General features: G+C 62.4%; 16 protein-coding genes. 11 read left to right on the forward strand and 5 right to left on the reverse strand.

Annotation, left to right across the window (positions count from 1 at the left end; genetic code table 11):
- Nucleotides 1-34: 34 nt before the first annotated feature.
- A complete protein-coding gene (locus HUK73_RS07025; protein WP_176591256.1) occupies nucleotides 35-403 on the reverse strand; it encodes a ribonuclease E inhibitor RraB in 369 nt (122 codons plus the stop codon).
- Complete coding sequence (gene carA / locus HUK73_RS07030) at nucleotides 400-1575, reverse strand: glutamine-hydrolyzing carbamoyl-phosphate synthase small subunit (protein WP_176591257.1); 1176 nt, start codon at nucleotides 1573-1575, stop codon at nucleotides 400-402. Before carA ends, HUK73_RS07025 begins: the two co-directional genes overlap by 4 nt.
- A gap of 153 nt (nucleotides 1576-1728) precedes the next feature.
- On the opposite strand from carA, the gene HUK73_RS07035 reads away from it, so the two are divergent.
- From HUK73_RS07035 to HUK73_RS07065, 7 genes are all read left to right on the forward strand, one after another.
- Nucleotides 1729-2181 (forward strand): GatB/YqeY domain-containing protein, encoded by a 453-nt coding sequence (locus HUK73_RS07035; RefSeq protein WP_176591258.1) that lies wholly within the window; start codon nucleotides 1729-1731, stop codon nucleotides 2179-2181.
- Between the two features lie 152 nt (nucleotides 2182-2333).
- Nucleotides 2334-4238, forward strand: coding sequence for a DNA primase (gene dnaG, locus HUK73_RS07040; protein WP_176591259.1), 1905 nt, complete (start codon nucleotides 2334-2336; stop codon nucleotides 4236-4238).
- A 43-nt stretch (nucleotides 4239-4281) separates the two neighbouring features.
- A complete protein-coding gene (rpoD, locus tag HUK73_RS07045) occupies nucleotides 4282-6327 on the forward strand; it encodes an RNA polymerase sigma factor RpoD (RefSeq protein ID WP_176591260.1) in 2046 nt (681 codons plus the stop codon).
- Between the two features lie 140 nt (nucleotides 6328-6467).
- Nucleotides 6468-7148, forward strand: a complete 681-nt coding sequence (locus tag HUK73_RS07050) for a hypothetical protein (protein WP_176591261.1) — start codon at nucleotides 6468-6470, stop codon at nucleotides 7146-7148.
- A gap of 80 nt (nucleotides 7149-7228) precedes the next feature.
- Nucleotides 7229-8074, forward strand: coding sequence for a MoxR family ATPase (locus tag HUK73_RS07055; RefSeq protein ID WP_176592860.1), 846 nt, complete (start codon nucleotides 7229-7231; stop codon nucleotides 8072-8074).
- A 3-nt stretch (nucleotides 8075-8077) separates the two neighbouring features.
- Nucleotides 8078-8491 carry a GFA family protein gene (locus tag HUK73_RS07060; protein ID WP_176591262.1) on the forward strand — a complete coding sequence of 138 codons (414 nt, stop codon included), beginning with the start codon at nucleotides 8078-8080 and terminating at the stop codon, nucleotides 8489-8491.
- A gap of 93 nt (nucleotides 8492-8584) precedes the next feature.
- Nucleotides 8585-9628, forward strand: a complete 1044-nt coding sequence (locus tag HUK73_RS07065) for a hypothetical protein (RefSeq protein WP_176591263.1) — start codon at nucleotides 8585-8587, stop codon at nucleotides 9626-9628.
- A 3-nt stretch (nucleotides 9629-9631) separates the two neighbouring features.
- On the opposite strand, the gene HUK73_RS07070 is transcribed toward HUK73_RS07065, so the two are convergent.
- Complete coding sequence (locus HUK73_RS07070; protein WP_176591264.1) at nucleotides 9632-11035, reverse strand: methyl-accepting chemotaxis protein; 1404 nt, start codon at nucleotides 11033-11035, stop codon at nucleotides 9632-9634.
- Between the two features lie 108 nt (nucleotides 11036-11143).
- Here HUK73_RS07070 and HUK73_RS07075 point away from each other — a divergent pair, with 108 nt between their 5' ends.
- Together HUK73_RS07075 and HUK73_RS07080 are read left to right on the forward strand one after the other, a co-directional pair.
- Nucleotides 11144-12319 (forward strand): VWA domain-containing protein, encoded by a 1176-nt coding sequence (locus HUK73_RS07075; RefSeq protein ID WP_176591265.1) that lies wholly within the window; start codon nucleotides 11144-11146, stop codon nucleotides 12317-12319.
- 521 nt (nucleotides 12320-12840) lie between these two features.
- Nucleotides 12841-13269, forward strand: coding sequence for a DUF1003 domain-containing protein (locus tag HUK73_RS07080; RefSeq protein WP_176591266.1), 429 nt, complete (start codon nucleotides 12841-12843; stop codon nucleotides 13267-13269).
- Here HUK73_RS07080 and HUK73_RS07085 read toward each other — a convergent pair.
- Complete coding sequence (locus tag HUK73_RS07085; protein ID WP_176591267.1) at nucleotides 13266-14354, reverse strand: anhydro-N-acetylmuramic acid kinase; 1089 nt, start codon at nucleotides 14352-14354, stop codon at nucleotides 13266-13268. The genes HUK73_RS07080 and HUK73_RS07085 overlap by 4 nt on opposite strands.
- A gap of 53 nt (nucleotides 14355-14407) precedes the next feature.
- Here HUK73_RS07085 and tyrS point away from each other — a divergent pair, with 53 nt between their 5' ends.
- Together tyrS and HUK73_RS07095 are read left to right on the forward strand one after the other, a co-directional pair.
- Nucleotides 14408-15625, forward strand: coding sequence for a tyrosine--tRNA ligase (gene tyrS, locus HUK73_RS07090; protein ID WP_176591268.1), 1218 nt, complete (start codon nucleotides 14408-14410; stop codon nucleotides 15623-15625).
- Between the two features lie 76 nt (nucleotides 15626-15701).
- The gene (locus HUK73_RS07095; protein ID WP_176591269.1) at nucleotides 15702-16055 is read left to right on the forward strand and encodes a PilZ domain-containing protein; all 354 of its coding nucleotides are present in this window, start codon (nucleotides 15702-15704) and stop codon (nucleotides 16053-16055) included.
- A 97-nt stretch (nucleotides 16056-16152) separates the two neighbouring features.
- On the opposite strand, the gene recG is transcribed toward HUK73_RS07095, so the two are convergent.
- On the reverse strand, nucleotides 16153-18216 hold the full coding sequence (gene recG, locus HUK73_RS07100) for an ATP-dependent DNA helicase RecG (RefSeq protein ID WP_176591270.1): 2064 nt from the start codon (nucleotides 18214-18216) through the stop codon (nucleotides 16153-16155).
- Between the last annotated feature and the right edge of the window lie 78 nt (nucleotides 18217-18294).

Below are 18294 nucleotides of genomic sequence, written 5' to 3' on the forward strand. Positions count from 1 at the left end.
AAGGCGCTGGCGCGCACAATTTGCAAAATGATTATCAATGCACTTGTCCGGATCGGGCTTCGCAGCCCCAGCCGTCATATTCGACGCCGCACAGGATTTCGATCTGGAGGCACTTCTTCGTCAGGGCGCGGATCGACTGCTCATCGACCGGCTGCACGCATTCGAGGAAGAGGAACAGGTCGCCCTCCTCATCTTCCTCGCGGTCCAGTTCGACGAAACCGAATTGGCTGGCGATGGTCAGGACGCGCTCGAAATCCTTCTCGCTGCCCTTGAAGCTGACGTCGACCGGGCGGGCGATGCGCGCCACGTCACCATTCTGCGCGAGATTGGCGAGGACGGCCTTGTCCGCCTCCCATTCTTGCGCGAGGCGGGCTTCGTCAACCGGGGGCGGGTTGAGGCTCACTTAAGCCCCTCGACGAAGCGCTGGAACAGGTAGAAGCTGTCCTGCGGGCCGGGCGAGGCTTCGGGGTGATACTGGACCGAGAAGGCCTTCTTGTCCGTCAATTCGATGCCGCAGTTGCTACCGTCGAAGAGCGACACATGGGTCGATTTCACATTGGCGGGCAGCGTGTGGGTATCGACCGCGAAGCCGTGGTTCATCGAGGTGATCTCGACCAGACCGTCGGACAGGCGCTTAACCGGGTGGTTGGCGCCGCGATGGCCCTGATGCATCTTGATCGTCTTGGCGCCTGCGGCAATCGCCAGCATCTGGTGGCCAAGGCAGATGCCGAAGATCGGCTTGTCGGCTTCCAGCACCTTCTGGATGACTGGCACGGCATATTCGCCGGTCGCAGCCGGATCGCCGGGGCCGTTGGAGAGGAACACGCCGTCGGGCTGCTGCTCCATCACCTGCTCGAAGGTCGCTGTGGCGGGCAGGACGGTGACGCGTGCGCCTGCCTTCACCAGATTGCGGAAGATATTGTTCTTCGCGCCATAATCGAGCGCGACGACATGTGGGCGTTCGTCGTTTCCGATTTTTTGGCTGGCCTCATCAAGGCCATAGCCATGGCCAAGCTTCCACACGCCGTCCTTCCAGAGGCGCTCCTCGCCCGATACTTCGATGGCGAGGTCCATGCCTTCAAGGCCCGGCCAGCTTGCGGCCTTGGCGGCGAGGCCTTCGAGGTCGAACTTGCCTTCGGGATCATGGGCTATCACGACATTAGGCGCGCCCTTCAGGCGGATCATGCGGGTGAGCGCGCGGGTGTCGACACCGGCAAGGCCGATGCGGCCCTTTTCCTTCATCCACTGGTCGAAGGGTTCGACATTGCGGAAATTGCTCGGCTCGGTGACGTCCTGACGCACGACACAGCCCAGCGCGTGGGGGGCGTCGGCCTCCACATCGTCGAGGTTCGTGCCGACATTGCCGATATGCGGGAAGGTGAAATTAATGATCTGACCGGCATAGGAGGGATCGGTCATGATCTCCTGATAGCCGGTGATAGAGGTGTTGAAGCACAACTCGCCCACCGCGTCACCGACAGCGCCGAAGCCGCGGCCGAAGACCGCGGAGCCATCGGCAAAAACCAATACCCCTGTCGCTCCTTTAGGCACAATGAGGGTCTTGGCGTCAGCCATGGTCTTTAGGTCCTTTATGCTTTTTGCGGGAACCCGTCTGGAGCGGGTTAAACGGCCGGTCACCTATGCGGGTGAGGCCCTGCGGTCAACTCCTGTTAAAAATCTCTTTTGGCATTATATCTGATCCTTTCCCGAGAAACAGGATTCATTCGCATGATTCGCGAGACCATCAAAAGTGCCCAGGTCGAAGCCATGAAGGCCGGGGAAAAGGATCGGCTGGCCGCCGTGCGCCTGATCCTGGCCAAGCTGAAAGACCGCGATATCGAACTGCGTACGGCTTCCAATGTGCCGGATGACGATACGGTCGTGGTTGAGGTTCTCCAGAAGATGGTGAAGCAGCGCCGCGAATCCATAGAAATGTTCAAGAATGGCGGGCGCGACGAACTGGCCGCGAAGGAACAGGTTGAGCTGGACGTGATCGACAGCTTCCTGCCGCAACAGCTCAGCGAGGATGAAACCAAGGCCGCGATCGAGGGAATCAAGGCCGAAGTCGGCGCCGCCAGCGTCAAGGATATGGGCAAGGTCATGGCTGTGCTGAAGGAACGCCACGGATCGGTGATCGACATGAGCAAGGCCAGCGGGCTGGTGAAGGCCGCTCTTTCCTGAGATTGTACTGGCCTGAGATTGTACCGGCCTGAGATTGCGTCGATGCGCTCTGCTGACGCGTTGTTTTTTGCGCAAAACCTGTTCCCACTTTTGCGCATGATGCTCTAAAAACTCCCCCTCCTGCTGGAGGGCAGCAATGGGGGTGAGGTTCGGTGAGTCTTTCTCCGGCTTTTTTGGATGAGTTGCGGGCGCGCACTTCGCTGTCGACGCTGATCGGGCGCACGGTGAAGGTGCAGAAGGCAGGCCGTGAATATAAGGCCTGCTGCCCCTTCCATAATGAGAAGACGCCCAGCTTCACCATCAACGACGAAAAGGGCTTCTACCACTGCTTTGGCTGCGGGGCGCATGGGGACGCCATCCGGTGGATGACGGACCAGCGCGGTCTTCCCTTCATGGAAGCGGTGAAGGAACTGGCGCAGACAGCGGGGATGGACGTCCCCGCCCCCGATCCTCGGGCTGCCAAACGGGCCGAACAGGCCAGAGGGCTGCACGATGTCATGATGGCCGCCCAGAGCTTCTTCGAGGACCAACTGGGCGGGATCGACGGAGCGGAAGCGCGTGATTATCTCGCGCGGCGCGGCATCAGTGACGCTACACGACGCGCCTTCGGCTTTGGCTATTCGCCCGATTCACGCGGGAAGCTCAAAACGGCGCTTCGGGATTTTGGCGAAGCGATGCTCGTGGAAACAGGACTGCTGATCGATCCCGATGGCCTTGAGCCGGATGGCGGAACAGCAAAAAAACGCGATAGCTATGATCGATTCCGGGGTCGACTGATGTTGCCGATCCGGGACATTCGCGGGCGCGTCATCGCCTTTGGCGGGCGCATCCTTGGCGCTGGCGAACCCAAATATCTGAACTCGCCCGACACGCCGCTCTTCGACAAGGGGCGCACGCTCTACAATATCGACCGGGCTTCCCCGGCCAGCCGCCAGACCGGGCGTGTGATCGTGGTCGAAGGCTATATGGACGTCATAGCCCTGGCGCAGGCGGGCTTTGGCGAGGCGGTGGCGCCGCTGGGCACGGCGCTGACCGAGCATCAGATAGAGCGGATCTGGAAGATGACCGATGTTCCGATCCTCTGTTTCGACGGGGATTCGGCAGGACAGAAGGCCGCGATCCGGGCGGCGATGCGCGCCCTCCCCCTGTTGCGGCCGGGGATGAGCCTGGCCTTCGCCACCTTGCCGGCGGGACAAGACCCGGACGACCTCATCCGCGCGGACGGTCCCGCCGCGATGGAAGCCGTGCTGGGCCGGGCCGAACCTCTGGTCGAGCGGCTCTGGGCGTTCGAGCAGGCGGCTGCCCCGCTGGACACGCCGGAGCAGCGGGCGGCGCTCAAGCAGCGGCTTTCCGCCATCACCGATTCGATCGCCCATCCCGATGTCCGGGCGCATTATGTCCATGCTTTCCGCGAGCGTTATGACGCGCTCTTCTTCGCCCGCCCCGGCTTTGGCGGAGCGCCTCGGCACCCGCGTGGCGGCAGCGCCCGGCCGGGATGGCAACGGGACCGGCGGGGGAACTGGAAACCACCCTTGCCTCCGGCGGGCAATGAGGCGCGGGCCATTGGGGCGAGCGGGATGGAACAACGGTTGCTGCGGGCCGTTCTGGCCAGTCTCCTCCGCCATCCGGAGCAGATCGGCCTGCATCGAGAGATGCTGGTCGGGCTTCGAATCGCGGATGCGACGCTCGCGGAATTGCTCAACGTGATGATCGCGGCGTCGCTGACTAAAGAAACAGTTGAAACCGATGGCCTCCTTACCATATTGGGGCAAGGTGAAGTGTATAATATGGCAAAGGGGATGCTCCGGGCCGACACGTTCACATTCACCCCCCACAGGATGAAAGCCGACTCGGGTCGCGTGCAGCGCGATCTGGACGAGGCCATTCGGGTGATGGCGCAGGGACCGGAGCTGGAAATGAATTTGGCGGCAGCGACCCGACGGGCGATGGACGATGTGACCGAGGCGAATCTGTCTGCGCAACAGCAGGCGCTGGCCGCACATCGCGATCATCTGACCCGGTTGGCGGAACTGGCGCAGTCAGAAGACATTGTTTGATTTTGAGTCGTCCTCTTCAGGATGGCAGAGTTAAGGCGAATAAATGGCGAGCAAGGCGAACAGCAAGGGTGCGGGCGAGGATCAGGATACCGGCGATGCGCCGCTGCTGGATCTGAACGAAGCTTCGGTCAAGAAGCTGATCGCGCGCGCCAAGAAGCGCGGCTACATCACCTATGACGAATTGAACGACGCACTGCCGCAGGACCAGATGTCCTCCGAGCAGATCGAGGACATCATGTCCGCGCTCAACGAGATGGGCGTGAACATCGTCGAGAATGAGGAAGCCGGCGAGGACGGTGAGGATCAGCGCGACGATAGCGACGATGAGAATGCCGACGACGGTTCGGACGAGGATGGCGGCCCCAAGCTTGTCACCGAGAAGAAGAAGGAAACGGTCGATCGCACCGACGACCCCGTGCGCATGTATCTGCGCGAAATGGGGGCGGTGGAACTGCTCAGCCGTGAGGGCGAAATCGCCATCGCCAAGCGGATCGAGGCCGGTCGCGACACGATGATCCTGGGCCTGTGCGAAAGCCCGACGACCTTCAACGCGATCATCGAATGGTCGACCGCGCTCAACAATGGCGAAATGCAGCTGCGCGAAATCCTCGACCTCGACGCCATGCTGTCCAAGGACCCCGCTCCGGAAAATCTGGAGGAGGGCGCCGAGGACGATGATGGCGAAATCAGCGAGAAGACCGCTGGCCCCAGCTTCAAGGAAGAGGAAGAGCCGGAGGAGGAATCCGCCGATTCCGATGAGGATGAGGACGGCCTGACCGAACGCCGCGCCCGCCGGATGGAAGAGGAGGAAGAGGAGGACAACACCCTCTCCCTCGCCCAGATGGAAGAGACTCTGAAGCCCATGGCTCTGGAGAAGTTCGCGACCATCACGGAGATTTTCCGTACCTTCTCCAATGCGCAGGAAATGCGCATGATCGCCATGGCCATCGGCGAGACGCTGAGCCAGAAGGATGAGGACGAATATCAGGAACTGCGCGAGCGACTGACCGCCGAGGTCGAAAGCGTCCAGTTCCATCAGCAGAAGATCGAATATCTGGTCGATCAGCTCTATGCCTATAACCGGCGGCTGACCGCGCTGGGCGGGCAGATGCTGCGCCTGGCCGAGCGTCACAAGGTCAGCCGCAAGGACTTTCTCGACCGCTATGTGAACCATGAGCTGGACGATGGCTGGCTCGACAAGGTGGCTGGTCTGGACAAGAAATGGGCCGCCTTTGCCGCCGCCGAAGGGCGCGCGGTCGAGCGTATCCGCACCGAGGTCAGTGAGATCGCGCAGGCGACCGGCATGTCGCTCTCCGAATTCCGCCGCATCGTCAACATGGTGCAGAAGGGCGAGCGCGAGGCGCGCATCGCGAAGAAGGAAATGGTCGAGGCGAACCTGCGCCTCGTGATTTCCATCGCTAAAAAATATACGAACCGTGGCCTGCAATTCCTTGATCTTATTCAGGAAGGCAATATCGGCCTGATGAAGGCGGTCGATAAGTTCGAATATCGGCGCGGCTACAAGTTCAGCACCTATGCGACATGGTGGATCAGGCAGGCGATCACCCGCTCCATCGCGGATCAGGCGCGGACCATCCGTATTCCGGTCCATATGATCGAGACGATCAACAAGCTGGTCCGCACCAGCCGCCAGTTCCTGCACGAGCAGGGCCGCGAGCCGACTCCGGAGGAGATGGCCGAGCGCCTGTCCATGCCGCTGGAAAAGGTGCGCAAGGTGATGAAGATCGCCAAGGAGCCGATCTCGCTCGAAACGCCGATCGGCGACGAGGAGGATTCGCATCTGGGCGATTTCATCGAGGACAAGAATGCGATCATCCCGGTGGATGCCGCGATTCAGGCGAACCTCAAGGAAACCGTCACCCGCGTATTGGCCTCGCTGACGCCGCGTGAGGAACGCGTTCTGCGCATGCGCTTCGGCATCGGCATGAACACCGATCACACGCTGGAGGAAGTGGGCCAACAGTTCAGCGTGACCCGCGAACGCATCCGCCAGATCGAGGCGAAGGCGCTCCGCAAGCTGAAGCACCCCAGCCGCAGCCGCAAGATGCGCAGCTTCCTCGATCAATAGAGGCGGAAGCACGGCAGACTGATCCAAAAAGGCGGCTTTCGGGCCGCCTTTTTTACTGGCGTAAACTCCTCTTTTACCTCGACTCTCTAGGGTCTCCGGACAAGGCGTATCCGGCTGTCCGGCACGTGTAGGGGAAGACGATGAGCGAAGCAGCACAGCGCTATCAATTTGGCGATGTATCGCAGATTTTAGAGGCCGTCGTGGCCGCGGACGGCACCGCCGACCATAGCTATGCCCGCGGAGCGCGCGCCAGTTTTGGGCCCAATGCGACGCTGTCCCTGCCCGATCTGGCCGATGCGGCCTATTATCTCTGCCTGCTCCATGGCCGCCATCCGGGCGTCATCGACCATGCCGCCACACGCTCGGCGGACAATGCGGCACGCGGATGGCTGATTCAGGCGGCCGATGCCTTCGCCCGCGAGCGGGCCTATCTGACGCAAGTGACCGTCGCGGTCGGCCCGGCCCCCAGCACGGCCGGTCAAAGCGATTGCGAAACCGTCGTCAGCCAGCAACGCCATGCGCTCGACATGCTCGCCCAGTCGGACCGGCGCGGTTGCGCCATGGGCGCGGCGATGGCGCTGGTGCTGGATTGGCGGGCCGTGCGTCATGTGCTGGACATCGCCGCGATCCGTGTCGGGCTGGAACCCCATGGCTGCGACCTGCCGGATCGCGCCGCAACGCTGTCGGTGGCGCAGGCCATTGGCGGGGACGATGCGATCGATCGCGCCATATTGTTCGGCGGCCGCCAGCTCCTCCACCAGCATCGCGGGCTTTGGGACGTGCTTCAGGCCCGCGCCCGGATCCGCGCCAGCCAGAAGTGATCCCCCCGCATAAAGGCTTGCTCCTCTCTCCTGCTTTGCCATAGTCGGCCCCAGTGCAGACAGGATGAGTGATGAAGCATATGCGGTTTGAAGGTACAGAGGATTATGTCGCCACCGATGATCTGAAGGTGGCGGTCAACGCCGCGGTGTTGCTTCGTCGCCCCTTGTTGGTGAAGGGTGAGCCGGGTACCGGCAAGACCGTGCTGGCGCAGGAAATCGCCAAGGCGCTGGACGCCCCGCTGATCGAATGGAACGTCAAGTCCACGACCAAAGCGCATCAGGGCCTGTATGAATATGACGCCGTGGCCCGTCTGCGCGACGGCCAGCTTGGTGATCCGCGCGTTCATGAGATCGGCAATTATATCCGCAAGGGGAAGCTGTGGGAGGCCTTCACCTCCCCCACCCTGCCGGTCCTGCTGATCGACGAGATCGACAAGGCCGATATCGAATTTCCCAACGACCTGTTGCAGGAACTCGATCGCATGGCCTTCCACGTCTATGAAACGGGCGAAACGGTCGCGGCGAAGGAACGGCCGGTGGTCGTCATCACGTCCAATAATGAGAAGGAATTGCCCGACGCTTTCCTGCGCCGCTGTTTCTTCCACTATATCAAATTCCCCGACCGGGAGACGATGCAGGCCATTGTCGACGTGCATTTCCCCGGCATTCAGAAGATATTGGTCAACCGGGCGCTGGAGATTTTCTATGACATCCGGGAAGTGCCGGGTCTCAAGAAAAAGCCTTCAACCAGCGAATTGCTCGACTGGCTAAAACTGATCCTGGCTGAGGATATGCCGCTGGACGTATTGCAGGACCGCGATCCGACCAAGGCGATCCCGCCGCTGCACGGCGCGCTGCTCAAGAATGAGCAGGATATCATGATGTTCGAACGGCTCGCCTTCATGGCGCGCAGGCAGGGACGCTGACCCATGGCCCATGGTGCGGGATGCCTGTGCGGCCAGGTGCGGATCAGCATCGACGCCGAACCGATGGCCGCCCGCATGTGCTGGTGTCGGCTTTGCCAGTATCTGGGCGGCGGATCGGGCACGGTGAATATCTGCTTCCCGTCCGACAAGGTGGTGACGACGGGAGAAGTCCGCTGGCATGAGAGCGTCGCCGACAGCGGCAACGCCATGCGGCGTGGCTTCTGCCCCCAATGCGGAACGCCGCTGTTCAGCCTGGCCGAATCGCGGCCGCATCTGACCTTCATTCGGGCCGGGGCGCTGGACGATCCCAATCTGCTGGGGCCGCAAGCGGTCATCTGGACCGATGCGGCGCCCGATTGGGCGCATCTGGACCCGGAGTTACCCCATTATCCGGCACAAATTCCGCCGGTCGCGTAAAAGCGCGCTTGCCTGGGGCCTGCAATTCGGCTCAACCTTCCTTTCTGACATTCAAAACCGCGCAAAGACGGTTTGAATTTGGGAAGGATGCCAATGCCGAAGCGTGCCCCCTCTCTCCTGTCGACGTCCCTTTTGTCTGCTGTGCTGGCTCTGTCGGCACCTGCGCTGGCGCGCGCGGCTGAGGAACGGGAAGCCTGGACACCGACCGCCACTGCCCTGCGCGCCGATGCCGCCGGCATCGCCCTGCCGCAGACGGTGGCGGGCCTGTCGTTGTCCAAGAGCGGCGAAGTGTCCCATGGTGGCAGCGGCATCGACAATTATGCGCAATATCTGTCGGACGACGGCGCGATCCAGGCAACGCTTTACATTTACATGCCAAGCTATGCCGACGCATCGCTGGCGGCCTATATGACCGACAAGGCGATCATGGCGCGCTTCGGAAGCAGGACGCACCGCACCGCCTATGCCAGCGTGGCGGCGGCGGGCCATGCCAATGGCGCGCTTCGGGCGGTCTATGACGATGCGGCCGACGGCGCGCTGACGACGGCGGCGGCCTTCGTTCATGCGGGCCGCTGGATGGTGAAGCTGCGCGTGACGGGCCCGACGGAACGGCGCACCGAAGTGCTGGCGGGTCTGGACGGCATGCTGTCGGGCCTGCGCTTCGACGATGCGTCGAGCATCCATGCGACCCGCCCTGCGACCTTTGCGTCATGCCCGGCGGCTGATGGCATCGATGCGCGGATGACAGGCCCGGCGGCAGCGACACCCGTAGACATCGCAATGCCGCGTGAGGGGAGCGCGCCGCTCTGCATTCGGGGCCGCGTGGATACGGCGAACGGCAATTATGAGATGCTGCGGCAGGCCGGAGTAAAGGATGGCGCCACCATTGTTCCGGTGGACGATGCCGGCACGGTGCTCGCCTTCGATCCGGCGAAAACGGGTGCAGGCTATCAGCTTTCCATCCATTCAGTCGGTCAGACCGACATTTTCGGCATCTATGACAAGGTGCCAAGCGCGCGTCAGATCGCGGAGATATTGGACGGCAAGGACCCCCAGACCGCACGGGCGGGGGCAGTCGTCGCCTTCGCTGCCAATGGTGAGGTGACGCTGCGCAATGGGGATGGGAAAAGCCGCTGATCCTCAGATCAGATAACCGACCTCATAGAGTCCCCAGCGCCGCCCGCGGATGACGAGGGGCACGAATACGCTGCGCAATGCACGATACCGGCCCTCCCCCAGATCCTGCCGATAGGTGAAGAGGAAGAAATCCCCTTCCCTGTCCAGTGCGCGGCGAGTCTGGCCGTCCATGAAGATCTGGCGGTTGCGGGCATTTTCCATATTCCAGCGCGGCTGACCGGGACGCTGCGGCTGGCTGCGCGCACTGATATGCGTGGGCAGATAGCCATTCATATCGACCAGACAGCAGCCGACGATCGCACTATCCTGCGCCGTGCGCCGATCGAGCAAAGGCTGCACATGGCGGTCGGCAAAGGCGGTCAAGGCATTTTCATATTGCACCGGCTCCGTCCCCGGAATCGGGCGATAGGCGGTATCGAACAGAAAGGACATATCGAGCCGCTGCTCTTCCAGCGCAGTTTCGATCAGCGCCATGACTTCCTCGGCACCGTCCTCGGCCATGGCGATATAGCGGCTGTTGCGGGTGACATGCCCGCCATGGGCGGCGGTGTTGAGCATGTCGTTCGCCATCCCTTCCAACTGTTCGAGCTGGCTTCGGGCGGTTTCGACGCGGGCGGCGCTTTCGCTCGACGACTGGCTGAAGCGCGACAATCCCTGCCGCAAGGCGGCGATATCGCCATCGGCTTCATCCGTGCAGGTCACGATCGTGTCGGATCGGTCCCCGAACTGCGTCACGAGAGAGGCGATTTCAGCCATGCTGATGCGCAGCGTGTCGATATGCGCGCCGACATCGCGACCTCGCACGATATTGGCTTCGACGCCTCCTATGAGTTGGCGCGCATCGCGGTCCAGCTGGCCCAGCTTGTCGCCTACGGAAGCCGTGGATTCGCCCGCCTGCCCGGCAAGACGCCGGATTTCATCGGCAACGACGGCAAAGCCCTGCGTCGCCGCGCCGCCCCGCGCCGCCTCGATCGCCGCATTGACGCCAAGCAGCCGGGTCTGACGCGCTATGGCGCCCAATTCTTCCGAAATGCCGCCCACCGTTTCGATAACGCTCAGAAACTGGCGCAAATGGCCTTCCAGCCCGGTGACATTCTCGATCAGTTCAGTGATCTGCCCCAGGGACAGGGTGATCGCCTCATGCCCATCGGCGATGATCTTCCCCGCGCGCCGGGCGGTGAGGCTGAGTTCCTGCGCGGCGAGAACGCTTTCATTCTGGCTGACCGCCAGAGCCTCCATGTTCGACTGCAATTCGCTGAGGCGCGTGGAATCGGTCTGAATCCGACGGGTCAGTTCGCCAAGAAAACCGGCTGTCTCGCTGCATTGCAGCGCAATATCGCCGGATCGCTCTCCCAGATCGGTCAATAAATCCCCGTTTTTCAATATCACCCCGTCCAGTCCGCCCATTTGGATACTGCCCTATTAACGATGCATTGCAACATTTAACATTCCGACAATGATGCAGCGTCGAACCGCCTTGCATCACTTTCGAAGCTGGCGGAGAAGGGCGGCATCATGATGCTCAATTTTCTCGACGCGCTTCGTGCTGCGGGCATTCCCGCCAGCATCAAGGAACATCTGCTGCTGCTGGAGGCGCTGGACCGCGACGTGATCGGACAGCGGCCGGAGGATTTCTATTATCTCGCCCGCGCGACCTATGTGAAGGACGAAGGACTGATCGACCGCTTCGATCAGGTGTTCGCGCGGGTGTTCAAGGGTGTGCTGGGCACCGAAGGGGTTGAGGCGGAAATTCCCGAGGAATGGCTGCGGCTGGTCGCGGAGAAATTCCTCAGTCCAGAGGAGATGGAGAAGATCAAGTCGCTGGGCAGCTGGGACGAGATCATGGAGACGCTGAAGAAGCGGCTGGAGGAACAGAAGGGCCGCCATCAGGGCGGGAACAAATGGATCGGCACCGGCGGCACATCCCCCTTCGGCAATGGCGGTTACAATCCCGAAGGCGTGCGCATCGGCGGCGAAAGCCGGCACAAGCGCGCGATCAAGGTGTGGGAAAAGCGGGAATTCGCCAATCTGGACAACACGCGTGAACTGGGCACGCGCAATATCAAGGTGGCGCTGCGGCGGCTGCGACGCTTCGCGCGGGAGGGGGCGGCCGACGAGCTGGATCTGGACGCGACCATCCGGGGGACCGCGCGGCAGGGATGGCTGGACATCCGCATGCGGCCGGAGCGGCACAATGCGGTGAAGCTGCTGCTGTTCCTGGATGTGGGCGGATCGATGGACCCGTTCATCAAGCTCTGCGAGGAGCTGTTCTCCGCCGCGACCGGCGAATTCAAGAATATGGAATTCTTCTACTTCCATAACTGCCTTTATGAAGGTGTGTGGAAGGACAATAGGCGGCGCTTTTCCGAACGGATTCCGACCTGGGACATCCTCCACAAATATGGGCATGACTATAAGGTAATCTTCGTCGGGGACGCGGCGATGAGCCCCTATGAAATCAGCCATCCGGGCGGATCGGTCGAACATATGAACGAGGAAGCGGGCGCGATCTGGCTGAACCGGGTTACGCACACCTACCCCGCCGCAGTGTGGCTGAACCCGGCACAGGAGGCCCATTGGAGCTATAGCCAGTCCACCCGGATGATCCGCGAGATCATGAACGAACGCATGTACCCCCTCACTATCGAAGGGATCGATGAGGCGATGCGGGAACTGACGCGCAAGCGATAAGAAGTCAGCGTCGGAATTTGACGCTGATCAGCGAGCCGATACCATAGTCCGCCGCTGCTGCAATCCAGCCCGCAATCGCGGTCAGGCTGCTGCTGTGGATAAGTTTGTGGATAACTGTGTGGATGAAGCTGTGGACAGGTCTGTGGATGATTCCTCGGCCTGCGCGCTTGGCTGCACAAAGGCGGGCGATGCGCCTATCGCGAGGGCAATCGCGACCAGCGCGATGGCTCCCTTCAGGCTATTCTGCCCCTTTTTTGACGCCAAGCGGGGCGAGCCTTTTCCGGCCCATTCGATCGAAGATGACCGATATTTAATCCGCGCGCCGGTTGACCTCAGCCTATAGCGGGCGCATCTCCCATTCATCGGCTTTCAGGCCGGTTTTTCGTGCATCCCAGAGGGAACCATGTCCAACGACGACCATAGTCGAATGACCGTCCCGCCGGGACTTTCGCACTGATCGGGTAAGTCGATCCCGCTCACCTGCGACCGGCCCGGCGGGATGGTCGGCCAAGAGGTGAGTTATGAACGCAGCCATCCGCTTCCTGACGGCGCCGCTCCGCCGCGTGCCCGTATCCCGCGACCTCAACGAAGTGTTCGACCAGGGGCTGACCTTCGGCGAGAAGCTGGCCGACCGGGTTGCCGCCATAGGCGGGTCCTGGAGCTTCATCATCGGGTTCGGCCTGTTCATGGTGGCCTGGGCGCTGCTCAACACCATGGTGCTGGCGACCCGTGCCTTCGATCCCTTTCCGTTTATCTTCCTCAATCTGATGCTGTCGATGCTGGCTGCGTTGCAGGCGCCGGTCATCATGATGAGCCAGAACCGGCAGGCGGCGAAGGACCGGCTGGAGGCGCGGATGGATTATGAGACCAATTTGCGCACGGAAACGGAGATCGCCAATCTGCATGAAAAGATGGACCGGCTGCTGGCGCGGCTGGAGGTCGATGCCTAAACAGGGTCGAACAGAACCCCGCCGCCCATGGGCTGCGGCGCGCCGGTGGTGCCGGGGAAGCTGATCGGCAGATTTTTCAGATGGCGGACCGCCATATAGGCGAAGCCCTGTGCCTCCAGTGCGTCGCCGTCCCAGCCCAGTTCATCCACGGCCCGGACCTCCGCGCCGCAATAGCGCGCCAGCATCCGCATCAGCGTGGCGTTGTGGCGGCCGCCGCCGGCCACGTAGATGTGCTCAGGGCGCTCAGGAAGATGATCCAGCGCCTTGGCGACCGCTGCGGCGGAGAAGGCCGTCAGCGTCGCGGCGCCATCCTCCAGAGAGAGGCCTCGGGTGGATTCGATGGTGAACGCTTCGCGGTCTATGCTCTTGGGCGGGGCCACTGCAAACCAGGGGTCGGCAAGCATTTGTGTCAGGCGGGCTTCATCCACCTGCCCGGTGGCAGCAATGGCGCCATTTTCATCGAAATTGCGATCACTGTGGGTCTGCATCCAATTGTCGATAAGGCCGCTCGCCATGCCAGTGTCGAAGGCGACGATCTGTCCATCGGATGCAATGGCGGTGATGTTGGCCACGCCGCCAAGGTTCAGAATGGCGACGGGCTTGGGCAAGTCATGCGCGAGGGCGCGATGATAGACCGGGAGCAGCGGCGCGCCCTGCCCCCCCGCCGCGACATCGGCGCTGCGCAGGTCGCCGACGACCGGGATGCCGAAGGCGCCTGCAAGCGCGGCGCCGTCACCGATCTGCCAGGTCCAGCGCCTTTCCGGACGGTGCGCAACGGTGTGGCCGTGGAAACCGATCACCGCAACGTCCTGCGCCGTAGTGCCGCTGCGGGCGAGGAGGTCGGTGACGGCCTCCACATGAAGTTCGGTCAACTCTTCCTCGACCGCGTGGATCAGGGGTTCGAAACCGGGCTTTTCCATCGCCATGGCCCGTTGGCAGGCTTCGACAAGGCGCAGGCGGAAACCGTCATGATAGTGCATGGCGTGGAAGGCGATGCCCTTGCTGGCGCCTTCTCCATCGGTTTCGATCAACGCGGCGTCTATGCCATCGCGCGAAGTGCCCGACATCAGGCCTATTGCCAGCATGAAATTGTCCCACCTCTTTTACAGTCGCTCCCTCAATGCTACAGGCGCGCGCCATGAGCAACTACCAGTCCGATCTGCTCCGCCTGCTCGAAGCGCGCGGTTACATCCACCAGCTGACCGACGCGGAGGGGTTGGATGCCCTGGCCGCCAAGCAGATCGTGCCGGGCTATATCGGCTTCGATCCGACGGCGCCGTCGCTGCATGTCGGGCATCTGGTATCGATCATGATGCTGCGTCAGTTGCAGAAGGCCGGGCACAAGCCGATCGTGCTGATGGGCGGTGGGACCGGCAAGATCGGCGACCCCAGCTTCAAGGACGAAGCGCGCAAGTTGCTGACCACGGACCTGATCGCGGAGAATGTATCCAGCATCAAGCGCGTGTTCGAGCGGTTCCTGACCTTTGGTGACGGGCCGACCGATGCGATCATGCTCGACAATGCCGAATGGTTGGACAAGCTGGAATATATCCCGTTCCTGCGGGATATCGGGCAGCATTTCTCGGTCAACCGGATGTTGAGCTTTGATTCGGTGAAGCTGCGGCTGGATCGCGAGCAGTCGCTGAGCTTCCTCGAGTTCAACTACATGATCCTCCAGGCCTATGACTTTCTGGAGCTGTCGCGGCGGTCGGCCTGCCGGTTGCAGATGGGCGGGTCGGACCAGTGGGGGAACATCGTCAACGGCGTCGAACTGGCCCGCCGTGTGGATGGCACGCAGGTGTTCGGCCTCACCACGCCGCTGCTGACCAACGCCGACGGCACCAAGATGGGCAAGACCGTGGGCGGCGCGGTATGGCTGAACGAGGACCAGCTTTCGAGCTACGATTATTGGCAGTTCTGGCGGAACACCGCCGACGCCGACGTGGCGAACCGGCTGCGGCTGTTCACCGACCTGCCGATGGATGAGGTGGAGCGGCTCGCGTCGCTTCAGGGCGCGGAGATCAACGAGGCGAAGAAAATCCTCGCCAATGAAGCTACCGCGCTATGCCGTGGAATCGCGGCGGCGGAGGCCGCGGCGGAGACGGCGCGCCGCACCTTCGAGGAAGGTGCTGCGGATGCGAACCTGCCGACGGTCAGCCTGGGGGCCGAAGGGCTGAATATCGTTCAGGGGACAACCGCGCTGGGTTTTGCCGCGTCCAACAAGGAAGTGCGGCGGAAGCTTTCGGAAGGCGCCATCCGCGTTAACGGGGAAGTCGTGAGCGATCCGGCCCTGGTGTTGAAGGCGGGGGACAAGGTCAGCTTCGGCGCGAAGAAGCATGGGCTGGTAACCGCTTGAATTTAAATGAGCGTCAAGGGCGCGTTAACCAGATCGTGTAAGGAAGAATCTATCTTTCTTACCTTAATCTGATCCCATGCCTTCGGTGTTCGCAAGCCTTACGCATCTTAACCAGTCGCGGGACCCTTCGGTCGACCAGCGACGGATTCAGCGCGACCTGGTCGATATGGTCAGCCATATCACCGCGAACGGGCGCACCTATGGGGCGCGGATCATCAATATTTCAGCGCTGGGCCTGATGTGCCGGTCCGACGCGCAATTCGACATCGGCCAGCGGATGACGGTGTGGCTGCCGGTCGCGAAGGACCTCGCCGGAGAAGTCCGCTGGGCTGAGGATGGCCGGGTGGGCGTCGAATTTCTGGCGCGGATCGATCAACCCATGTACGACGCGATGCTCTCGCTCATTCCGCCGCGACAGACGGCCTGGTAAAGCCCTCCCCCGCTTCCAAGGAGTGACGGGATCGGCATGATGTGGTGCAGGCCATGTCCGATTGCATTGATTTTGCAAAGACCGGAACAGATAATGCCTATCCGCTGCGGAGCAGGCCCACGGCAGCGTCGCGTTCAAAAAGATACAGGCAGGTTCTGGCCGCCTCTCCTCTCGCTTCGCTGAGACCGCCGTCGCGGTCGATCAGGAGATGGGCGTCGTCTCGGGCGGAATCGAGCAGCGCGGAAAGATGTTCGGGCGTGGCGAGCCTGAGTTGCTGCTCACCAGACTGACGGGTGCCCAGAATTTCGCCCGCCCCTCTCAAGCGCAGGTCTTCTTCGGCGATCCGGAAGCCGTCATTGGTTTCCCGCATGAGCGCGAGGCGGGCACGGCTGGTTTCGCTGAGCGCGCCGCCGCGCAGGAGGATGCAGACGCTGTGGTTCTGGCCTCGGCCTACCCGGCCCCGAAGCTGGTGAAGCTGGGCAAGGCCGAACCGCTCGGCACCTTCAACGATGATGAGGTTGCTGTTGGGAACATCGACGCCGACCTCGATGACGGTCGTGGCGACAAGGACCTTGGTGCGGGCCGCAGCGAAGGCCTCCATCGCGGCGTCCTTTTCCGGGCCTTTCATGCGGCCGTGGACGAGCCCGACAAGATCCCCGAAGCGCATTTTCAGCATTTCTGCGCGGGCTTCGGCGGCAGCCTGATCGCTGGTTTCGCTTTCCTCGACCAAAGGGCAGACCCAATAGGCCTGGCCGCCGCCTTCGATATGGCGGGCAAGCGCTTCGACCACTTCGTCGAGGCGGTTGGACGACATCACGACCGTCTGGATCGGCTGGCGGCCGGGGGGCATCTCGTCGAGGCGGGAGACGTCCATTTCGCCATAATAGGTCAGCGTCAGCGTGCGCGGGATCGGGGTGGCGGTCATCACCAGCAGATGCGGCGTGCGCTCGGCCTTGGCCGCGAGCATCATGCGCTGGGCGACGCCGAAGCGATGCTGTTCGTCGATCACCGCGAGGGCGAGATTCTTGTAGCGGACGGCTTCCTGAAAAATGGCGTGTGTGCCGACGAGGATGTCGATGCTGCCATCCGCCAGACCCATCAGGGTGGACTCGCGGGTCTTGCCTTTCTCGCGGCCGGTGAGGATGGCGATGGTGACTGGCAGACCGGACGCCATCTTGCGCAGGGTTTCATAATGCTGGCGGGCGAGGATTTCGGTGGGGGCGAGAAGCGCGCCCTGCGCGCCCGCTTCCACCGTGTTGAGGAGCGCCATCAGGGCGACCAGCGTCTTGCCCGAGCCGACATCGCCTTGCAGCAGGCGGAGCATGGGGACGGGCTGGGCCATGTCGCCTTCGATTTCCGTGAAGGCGCGCCGTTGGGCGCCTGTCGGGGCGAAGGGGAGTTGCAGCATGGCGCGCAGGTGGCCGTCTCCGGCGATGGGGACGCCCTTGCGCTTGCGGGAGGACTGGCGGACCAGCATCAGCGCGAGTTGGCCGGCGAAAATCTCGTCATAGGCGAGCCGTTCGCGGGCCTTGGCGTCGCTGGGGTCAGCGTGGATGCGGGTCAGGGCTTCGTGCCATGTGGGCCACCCCTTTTGCGCGAGCAGGCTGGGTTCGATCCATTCGGGGAGATCGGGGGCGCGGCTCAACGATTGGGCGACCAGATCGCGCAGGCGGTTGTTGGTCAATCCCTCCGACAAGCCGTAGACCGGCTCTCGCGCGGGGATGGTGGCGGCTTCCTCCGGTGGGAGGACATAGTCGGGGTGAACGATCTGGAGATTGTCGCCATAGGCCTCCAGCTTGCCGGAGATGAATTTGGGCTCGTTCAGGGGCAAGAGCTTGCGTGGCCAGGCGCTGTTACGGCCGAAATAGACCAGCGCGACCATGTTGCCATATTTGTCCTGCGCAATGACGCGAAAGGGCGCGCGGGCGCTGCCGGAGGCTCGATAGTCGGTGGGGGTCAGTTCGATGCCGATGACGCGGCCTGAGTCGGACAGGATCAATTCGTCCACCATCCGGCGGTCGATGAAGCTGACCGGCAGGTGGAAGGCGACGTCCACGGCACGGGCCAGCCCCAGCCGCTCCAGCGGTTTGGCAAGCGCGGGGCCTACGCCCTTGAGCGCTTCGATTTCGGTGAAGAGTGGATTGAGAATATCTGGGCGCATGGTTATGGCCCGATGCTCTAGCCCAGCCGGGACGGTGGTTCAAACATCCGATCGGTGTTTTTGGCATGTCCGGTTAAG

Source organism: Sphingobium sp. EM0848 (genome assembly GCF_013375555.1).
In the GTDB taxonomy this organism is placed as follows: domain Bacteria; phylum Pseudomonadota; class Alphaproteobacteria; order Sphingomonadales; family Sphingomonadaceae; genus Sphingobium.